Origin of the sequence: Salegentibacter maritimus (assembly GCF_016236915.1) — a bacterium.
Classification (GTDB): domain Bacteria; phylum Bacteroidota; class Bacteroidia; order Flavobacteriales; family Flavobacteriaceae; genus Salegentibacter; species Salegentibacter maritimus.
In genome coordinates this window covers 1-8,576 of sequence record NZ_JAEHOK010000042.1, presented here as the reverse complement: position 1 = coordinate 8,576, position 8,576 = coordinate 1, and the positions used below count along the sequence as shown (strand labels likewise).

Below are 8,576 nucleotides of genomic sequence, written 5' to 3'. Positions count from 1 at the left end.
TTTCATTTGATACTATCATTTGATATTATCAAAAGTAAGCTCATTTTTTACCAATTGAAAGAAAAATGTTGTTTTTATAATTGGGTACAACGGTTACGGTTAAAGGAAGTAGCGTGTAGGGAAGTGCTAACTTGTCGGCTTAACCAGGTTTAATTTAGACTTCTAAAATATAGAATTTTAGCTAAACCCAAGCTATTTTCTTTAGCCGATGTTACTTATTGTAGCGACCCATTAGAGTAAGCACGAAAGATTTGCCGCTCACCTTTTTAGTTTTTCTTCTAAGTCAGTCTTACTCTTGTGGATTTTTAGGGTTTGAGTGAACATTTATTTTCTAATTTTCTAGAGCAAAAGTGAGAAATTTATTATCTCTTTTTTTTAGATCAACTTCTAAAAACTCTATTTAATTCCACAATTTTAGTCCGATAGAGTGAACTTTTGATTTATTTTTAGTTTTCTTTTTTACTAAAATCAATCTTTTAGTTGCACTTTTATAAGTCCGCGTAACAGTGAGTTTTTCTTATTAGGTTATCTTTTTCTGTCCGGAGCTATTGTAAGTAACGGTCTCGGTTATCGCCAGTTGGCGGAGTAGGGGACGCGGCTTTGTCGGCTTAGTATTGGTTTGTTGGTCAAGTTAATTATTTTCTTTCTAACGCTGCCGGCTATTGGCGATTAACCGTTGTTATATACCGTTTTTATTCTGAAATAATGTTATGATGTCCTATCGATCCAATTTTCAATATAGTTTCTAAATTCCTCGGTATCCATTTTATTATGTCTACCATCATATGTAGACGGAGTTAGATTGTAGTGTGAACGCTTAGAAAATATTACAAAACATCCTTCAAACCATCTGGAGATATGTCTGGCTTCTTTTGGTATTTCATACCCATCTTCTTCGTATATGTATCTATGTTCAACAATATCATACTTGTCGTAATTTCCAGGAGTTATTTCAGAAACTGTTTCTCTCATCATTTCTTTAAAAATATCTGGTAGTACACCGTTTTCTAAATGCACGTGTGATGGTTCTAATTTATCCAATTCCAATCTAAAGTAGTTCCAGTCAGCATTAGAACCAAAAGATTCAAAAACCAATCTTTTAGGTTTTACAAGATCAAAAATTCCTGAGAAATTAAGGTCAATACATCCTCTTTCATTTCCTAATTTGGCATCCACTAAATCTAAGCCACCTCCATCTGGAAAAAACATATGATTTAAATTATCATAGGAAGATATGATCTTTAAGACTTGAATTATATCTTCAACTTTTTCCCAAATAACTCGTTTAGGAAATGAAGTAGGAAAAAGTTTTGTCTGTATTTCAAACCACTGAGCTAAATTTCTTTCGTGAAAATCGTCATTAAGGTTTTTCCATTCCAATAACGCATTTATAAATTCATCGATTGTCGGCCTGTTCTCAGGATCATTGTCTGTCGATTGAGTTAACAATTTGTCAATAGGACTAGTATAATCACTCTTGTAGAAATTTTTAAGCTCTATAATGGATTCAGTAGAATATTGCCCATCAAAACCTTTAGAATTTTCAGTAAGAATTATCCAAAGTGTTTTCGCTAATGAATAAATGTCTGCTTTTAAGCTGTTTGCAGTAGAAGACGTTCTCTTCATTTCCGGGGCTATAGTCCACTTAGCTCCAATTTGTTCATTTCTTACGGAAATATCTTTTTTATTTGGAAAATCAACTAAACCAAAATCTGCAACGCAATACCTAGAATTATAGATGAGTATGTTTGGTAATTTTAAATCACGATGAGAAATTTTTCTTCTATGCAATTCCTTCAAAGTATGGGCTATCTCAAGTACTGCATCTATTTTTTCTTCTAAGCTCTTACCTTTTAATTGATTTTCCGCACTTTCAGCGACAGGCATTACAAAGTATGGATGATTCCCTGACTTTAAAACTTTAGGCAAATTTTTGTCAATTATTGGAATGATTCCATCTAAATCTGAGTTCTTTTCAGTTATAGTTATTTCGTCTTTGAACCTGTCATATGATTTTTGTTTAATTGATTTAATCAACTTGATGGCTCCAATATTACCAGATTTATCTTCACATTTCCAGACTTCACCATTTCCTCCTCCTCCTAAATATTCTAATAATTTCCAATCACCAAACGTTTGATTCTTTTTGAAGTATTTTCTAGCCATATTTCTATTTAAAAATGGTATATAACGGTCTCGGTTATCGCCAGTTGGCGGAGTAAGGGACGCGGAGTTGTCGGCTTAGTATTGTTTTCTTGGTCAAGTTAATTATTTTCAATCTAACGGTGCCGCTTATTGGCGATGAACCGTTGTTATATATAGTTTTTACTTAGTTCGATCTAATTGAATTTTTCTCGAATCTGAGATAAATATTCTTCGTAATATTTAATTCCCAATTCCGCTAACTCAATAGGATCTTTTGGATTCGTTAAGTAATGATCTAAATGTTTTTCGGGAGGCTGATAAACTACACCACGATTATTAAATTTATTCGTTTCGATTCTTGGTTCTTTAAACTCTGCTTTAATTTCAATAATATCACCTTCTGTATATATCGCTCCTTCTAAAGGAGAAATTATTTTAGCTTCATAACCCTTTTCTTCCGTTATAGGTTGAATAGAATGTTGGTCCGCATCACGCGCATTTTTTAAATACCTTAATAGAGGATCTTTTTTCCGTTCCCTTTTATATTTTCCTTGCCAAGGTTGAAATTGCGGTATTTCTTGACATTCTAATTCCGATTTTTTCCAGATTTTTTCCAAGTTAATTAAGAAGTCAACCCAATTAGATTCAAATTCAGTGAGTAAATTTTTATCATCTTTTAATTTAATTTCTTTCATTTTCTCCAATGAATCTTTTGCTTTTTTTAATTCTTTCTCTGAATGCGATAAATTCATTTGGTAAAAATTATATATAACTCGTTATATCCTGCTCAATATACTTATTTAATCATAAAATTATCGGGATAAACGCAGGTTATTACTAAATATAATACATTAAAATAAAAGTAAATTATGGAAACCCGTAATGAGAGACTGTGATTTCGCAGACTTGGCATTAGAAATTTACTTTTCTGGATTCTGTTCCAAGAAAGTAAAATCAAATAATTCTTTGGGATGAATTTCTAACCCCTTGGCAAGCTCAATTATAGTCTGAAATTCAAAACTTTTTTGACCCTTTTCAATTTTTGAAATAGCACTAAAATCTATATCGCATTTTTGTGCCAACTGTCTATAACTAAGTTTTAGCTCAATCCTTCGTTTGAGAACATTTTCTCCAAATTTTTCAAGGTAAGTTTGATGTCCATTCATTTATGAGCCCTTATAAACAGCAATCTCATAAATTTTAACATAATTAATGTAGGTAATACAAACTACATTTTAATAATTTTTATATATTTATCTCATATTAATATATTTGCGAACCTTCTTAAAGTAAAATATTAGAAGCATTCGCTTTGAATCTCGCCAATGAAAACTGGTAATTTTAAGGAACGAGATGATAAGTGTAAATGCTCACGACCCGGGCGTGGGCTTACTTGTCGTTCCAAGGTATACCAGTACCACATTGGCATAAGTAAGTCTCCATGCCCTTTCTTTTTAGACTTTCTTTCAAAGCTATCTTCTCTTTATACCTTGTAGGAATTCGCATAAGCTAAATTCATTTTAAACCTAGAGGTTTTTATCTCCACTTAAAAGCGACTGCTTATGTTACAACGGATCTTTAAATTATTACAACAAGGACATCCTGATGCTTTGGAATTTATCTATGCTAAATACCATCGCAGGCTCTTTTGGTTAGGAAAGCAACTAATACGAGATGAATTTGTCATCGAAACCATCCTCCAGGATACTTTCTTATTACTATGGGAGAAAAGAGACGAGATAGAAACTCCCGAGCATATTTATTATTTCTTACGCTTTGTGATGAAAAAGCAATGTACTTATTATTATTGCAAGCCCAGGAATAAGTTTCACCGAAACATCAATAGGTTGGAGTTTTATGAAAATTACCAAGAATATATGCACGGTTATGATCCAGAAAAAGAAGATATCCATTTACAGGATCAGGAGGCAGACCAAAAAGCCTTCGACAGGATTCGGAGTGTCCTCCCCCTGCTTAGCAGTGAAAGAAAGCTTCTTATTGAACTCTGTTTAAAATACGGTTTTCAGTATAAAGCCATTGCCCTGGCGATTGGAACCAGCACCTCCAAAACCAGTATCGAAGTAAAAAGTGCTATTGAGGATATCAAAAACATCATTAATATAGGAAGTTCGCTTGAAGCTAAATCAAAACCGATGCTGGCGGTAAAAATCAAGGGTACTATGACCCGGGAACAGCAAAAGGTGTTACAGCTGCGTACGGAAAAGCAATATTCCTTTGCGGATATTGCCCGGGAGCTGAACCTTTCCACAAGGGAAGTGCACAAGGAATTTATGGTAGCCTATAAACTTTTGCAGCTCAAACACGAACAACAATCGACTTAATAATGGGAAAAGATACCATAAAACTCATTCGGAAGATCCAACTACAGGTGGATGCCCCTACCCAAGAAGAAAAAAAGGAGGGTCTTAACACCCTTTACCGCTGGCAGAATCGTAGCTACAGGGCTGCCAATCTCATTGTTGCACATCTATACGTGCAGGAAATGATCAAGGAATTCTTTTATTTATCGGAAGGAATAAGATATAGGCTGGCGGATGAAAAAAAAGCTGAAGACGGCATACTCAATCGATCAAAAACCAACTGCACCTACCGGGTGGTATCTGATCGTTTTAAAGGGGAAATTCCTACCAACATTTTAGCCAACCTGAATAATAATATCATCAATACCTTTCATAAGAACTTGCCGGATTATCGAAAAGGAGAACGCTCCCTGGCAAATTTCAGAAAGGATATCCCTTTTCCATTTGGAACGACAGGTATTCAACGCTTATCCTATAAAGAAGAAAAAAAGACCTTTTGTTTTCGATTATTTTCCATTCCTCTGAAGGCATATTTAGGCAAGGATTATACCGATAAACGATGCTTACTGGAACAGTTGGTGGCCGGCCAAATCAAACTTTGTGCATCTAAACTTCAACTGAAAAAAGGAAAAATTTACTGGTTGGCAGTATTTGAAATTGAGAAAGAAAAGCATAGGCTAAAACCGGAAGTAATTGCAGAAGCTTCTTTGTCCCTTGAACACCCTATTATAGTGAAATCCGGAAAGAAATCACTTAGTATCGGCACTCGGGAAGAGTTTCTATATAGAAGGTTGGCCATACAGGCTGCTCAAAAAAGGGCGCACAGCGGAGCCACCTATTGCAGACCGGGAAAGGGTCGTAAACGCAAAATTAAAGCAGTAGAAAGATTCCACGAAATGGAAAAAAACTATGTAGGTAACCGTTTGCATGTATACAGCCGAAAGCTAATTGATTTTTGTATCAAACACAAAGCAGGGACACTCATTTTGTTAAATCAGGAAGATAAAATGGAAATCGCCAAAGAGGAAGATGGGTTTCTATTAAGAAACTGGAATTATTACGAATTGATGACCAAAATAAAATACAAGGCCGAGAAGGCCGGTATTGAACTTATAGTGGATTAAATTAATTGATGAGGGTGCTTGTACACCCGCAAGGTGAGGTTTTTTAATAACACTCACTAAATGCAAACAGCATATACAACTTTGTGCGCCGAATAGCCTTTCAGTTTGAGAGGTGAAAGGAATTGAATTACTATGAACATGACCAAATAAAAAACAGGGCTGAAAAAGTCGTTATTGAAATGATAGTGAATAAATTATGAGGGTGCTTGTACACCCATGAAATACCGGGTTGAAAATTGCATTCGATAAATACGTTTAGCATATACAATGGCGTGGGCTTATTTATTTCGCAATATTTTAGGCATATTAATCCAGAGCATTTTGAGTAGCGAAGCGGATAAAAATGAATAGCAAGAGGATAACACGCTGCGCGGTGTTATTAGGCTGTATTTAATTGTTTTTCAGGTTTTTATGTTTTATTAGTTTTTCTTAATTAATACAATTTGCGACAAATGCCTTGGGAAGCTGTGAAAATAGGCGCGAATTTGCGACAAATTCGGGTTTATATATTAAAAGGAAGTAGAATAGATCAAATTAAATATACTTCGGCTGAAACATTTTAATAACATACTCGAAAATTGTTACTTCATATCCTAATTTCCGTTCACCCAGTCTATTGTGAGTGCTATCCATTCTTCAATAGATTTGAATAGAAAACAGTTATCCATTCCATTCCTGTGTGTGGAATTCAATTTTCATAAAATGACCGGTTTTACAATTGGATATAAAGTTTCTAGATTTAGTAGAAACTCCAGATGGATCTGATTTTTCCAATAAATTCCCAGGCATTCACCACTTTTACTTCTATTTCGCAAAAGCTTCATTCCATTAAAAGAGGTTCAATTTAATTTGTCTTGGACACGAACCAAAAAGTTATGAACACAATTTTCTAATTAGAAGATTTTCTAAGCTTTTTGATTCAAGTCCGCTATATAGTAACTAAAATTCATTAATCAGGATTTTACAACTTTCTTTTAGAACCTTTTTTTGTCACCTTACTTTTTGCTGCTAAAAAACAAGTTTTGAAATTAACCGGAGTGCATAAACCGCTATGCTATTTATAACTCCTCTCTAATTTGAAAACTTGAAGATGAATGGCATCAAAAGGTAATGCGATGGCGCTGGAAGAAGTAAATGAAACTTACAGAATTTCTTGTTCATCCTGATCTACTATGATCTTTATCTCGCCAAAAAAGGAAAATGCTTAAGGTGAAAAAAGTAAAGAATATCTAAATAATATTTCACTTCTTGGGAGGTGAATAAATATTATGATGATAAATGCAAAAGTTTCGTTATTATACTATTTAATCTTTTAATTTCTAGAATGGAATATATTAATAATTCGAACCTGTTTATTTTTTATTCAAGTGGTAGGAGGGGATTACAGATTCTATTGATTCTTTTTGGTTTAGAGAATTTTAGAAGTTTATGGGAAATGAAGTAACTCAAATTTCTTCCCAGACAAAATAAATACTTCTTAAAAATCAAAAACTGAGTTAATGCTGTGTTTTTAATTCATATAAAAAATTTTGTTGAACCTATTTTTAAAAGCAATATCCATATTTTGCTCTTCGGTTTCTAGAATATATTTTTTTATAGATGCTATACGTTCTTGGCCTGATGGATGAGTGAAATCTCCATTACCTAGGAGAGTGTAAAATAAACTCTGTCTGAATTGAATTATTTATTAATTTCATTCATACAGAATTATGGCAACAAAAGAACAACAAGAATTCGAGAAAAAGGTGCTTGACCAGTTCATGTCAGGCAAAAGCCTTTTTGGTGCAGACGGTGCTTTTGCACCGATGCTCAAGAACGTTATTGAGAAGGCCCTTCAGGCAGAGATGGACTCTCATCTAAGTAGTGATGAACGCTCCAAAGGGAATAAACGCAATGGCAAGGGAAAGAAAAAGCTTAAAAGTGGCTTTGGCTCTTTTGACATTGAAACCCCTGAAGACCGTCAAAGTAGCTTCCAACCGGAACTGGTTAAAAAGCGACAGACGATTCTGGCTGATAATCTTTCAGAAAAAATTATCGGTCTTTATGGACTTGGAATGAGCTACCGTGACATCTCGGGTCATATCAAAGAAATGTACGATACCGATATTTCCCATACGGTTTTAAGCCAGATCACCGATCAGATCATTCCTGATATCAAAGCCTGGCAAAGTCGTCCTTTAGAACCCCTTTACTGTATTGTTTGGCTTGATGCCATGCATTATAAAGTTAAAGTGGATGGAAAGATTGCCCACAAAGCACTTTATAACATCCTGGGTATTACCAAAGAAGGGAAAAAGGAAATCCTGGGGATGTATATCTCTGAGAGCGAAGGTGCTAATTTCTGGCTACAGGTTTTAACCGACCTTCATAACCGTGGATTACAGGATATCTTAATAGCCTGTACAGATAATCTCAAAGGCTTTACACAAGCCATCTTAAGCGTTTATCCAAAGGCTCAGGTTCAGCTTTGTATTGTACACCAAATCCGTAATTCATTGAAGTATATTGCCTCTAAAGATCAAAAAGAGTTTATGAAAGACCTGAAAAAGGTCTATAGGGCTGTCACTAAAGATGTAGCCGAAGATGAGCTATTGAACCTGGAAGGGAAATGGGGTAATAAATATCCTGTAGTTATTGAAAGTTGGCAGCGTAACTGGGAACAGCTATCCCAGTATTTTGAGTATACAGAACCCATTAGGAAGATTATTTACACCACTAATGCCGTAGAGGGCTTCCATCGGCAAATCCGGAAAGTTACCAAAACCAAGGGTGCTTTCACCACTGATATGTCGCTGCTAAAGCTAGTCTACCTGGCCACACGAAACATTGAGAAGAAATGGACCGCTCCTTTGCATAATTGGAGCCTTACGATTCAGCAATTTTATATTAAATTTGGAGACCGGATACCGCTGGACATAAACGCCAATTCCTCTGGGGCTAGCCCCAGAGGAATTGAAACATCAGACAGAGTTTAATTTACAGACCC

General features: G+C 34.9%; 7 protein-coding genes. 3 read left to right on the top strand and 4 right to left on the bottom strand.

The window, feature by feature from the left end; translation table 11 throughout:
- Positions 1 to 708 precede the first annotated feature (708 nt).
- The 3 genes from I6U49_RS16570 to I6U49_RS16560 form a co-directional block, all read right to left on the bottom strand.
- A complete protein-coding gene (locus I6U49_RS16570; RefSeq protein ID WP_198629665.1) occupies positions 709 to 2,166 on the bottom strand; it encodes a protein kinase domain-containing protein in 1,458 nt (485 codons plus the stop codon).
- 173 nt (positions 2,167 to 2,339) lie between these two features.
- Entirely contained in the window at positions 2,340 to 2,897 is a 558-nt protein-coding gene (locus tag I6U49_RS16565; RefSeq protein ID WP_198629664.1) for a hypothetical protein, read from the bottom strand.
- 168 nt (positions 2,898 to 3,065) lie between these two features.
- A complete protein-coding gene (locus tag I6U49_RS16560; protein WP_198629663.1) occupies positions 3,066 to 3,311 on the bottom strand; it encodes a helix-turn-helix domain-containing protein in 246 nt (81 codons plus the stop codon).
- A 396-nt stretch (positions 3,312 to 3,707) separates the two neighbouring features.
- On the opposite strand from I6U49_RS16560, the gene I6U49_RS16555 reads away from it, so the two are divergent.
- A complete protein-coding gene (locus tag I6U49_RS16555) occupies positions 3,708 to 4,487 on the top strand; it encodes an RNA polymerase sigma factor (RefSeq protein ID WP_198629662.1) in 780 nt (259 codons plus the stop codon).
- Positions 4,488 to 4,489: 2 nt separating this feature from the next.
- Positions 4,490 to 5,590 (top strand): hypothetical protein, encoded by a 1,101-nt coding sequence (locus tag I6U49_RS16550; protein ID WP_198629661.1) that lies wholly within the window; start codon positions 4,490 to 4,492, stop codon positions 5,588 to 5,590.
- A gap of 660 nt (positions 5,591 to 6,250) precedes the next feature.
- Here the strand turns inward: I6U49_RS16550 and I6U49_RS17140 are convergent.
- On the bottom strand, positions 6,251 to 6,379 hold the full coding sequence (locus tag I6U49_RS17140) for a hypothetical protein (RefSeq protein ID WP_262894982.1): 129 nt from the start codon (positions 6,377 to 6,379) through the stop codon (positions 6,251 to 6,253).
- 920 nt (positions 6,380 to 7,299) lie between these two features.
- Here I6U49_RS17140 and I6U49_RS16545 point away from each other — a divergent pair.
- Positions 7,300 to 8,565, top strand: coding sequence for an IS256 family transposase (locus I6U49_RS16545; protein ID WP_262894938.1), 1,266 nt, complete (start codon positions 7,300 to 7,302; stop codon positions 8,563 to 8,565).
- Positions 8,566 to 8,576: the final 11 nt, after the last annotated feature.

Coding starts and splice junctions, on each gene's coding strand:
- I6U49_RS16570 (WP_198629665.1), bottom strand. CDS start 2,166: ATGGCTAGAAAATACTTCAAAAAGAATCAAACGTTTGGTGATTGGAAA.
- I6U49_RS16565 (WP_198629664.1), bottom strand. CDS start 2,897: ATGAATTTATCGCATTCAGAGAAAGAATTAAAAAAAGCAAAAGATTCA.
- I6U49_RS16560 (WP_198629663.1), bottom strand. CDS start 3,311: ATGAATGGACATCAAACTTACCTTGAAAAATTTGGAGAAAATGTTCTC.
- I6U49_RS16555 (WP_198629662.1), top strand. CDS start 3,708: ATGTTACAACGGATCTTTAAATTATTACAACAAGGACATCCTGATGCT.
- I6U49_RS16550 (WP_198629661.1), top strand. CDS start 4,490: ATGGGAAAAGATACCATAAAACTCATTCGGAAGATCCAACTACAGGTG.
- I6U49_RS17140 (WP_262894982.1), bottom strand. CDS start 6,379: ATGCCTGGGAATTTATTGGAAAAATCAGATCCATCTGGAGTTTCTACT.
- I6U49_RS16545 (WP_262894938.1), top strand. CDS start 7,300: ATGGCAACAAAAGAACAACAAGAATTCGAGAAAAAGGTGCTTGACCAG.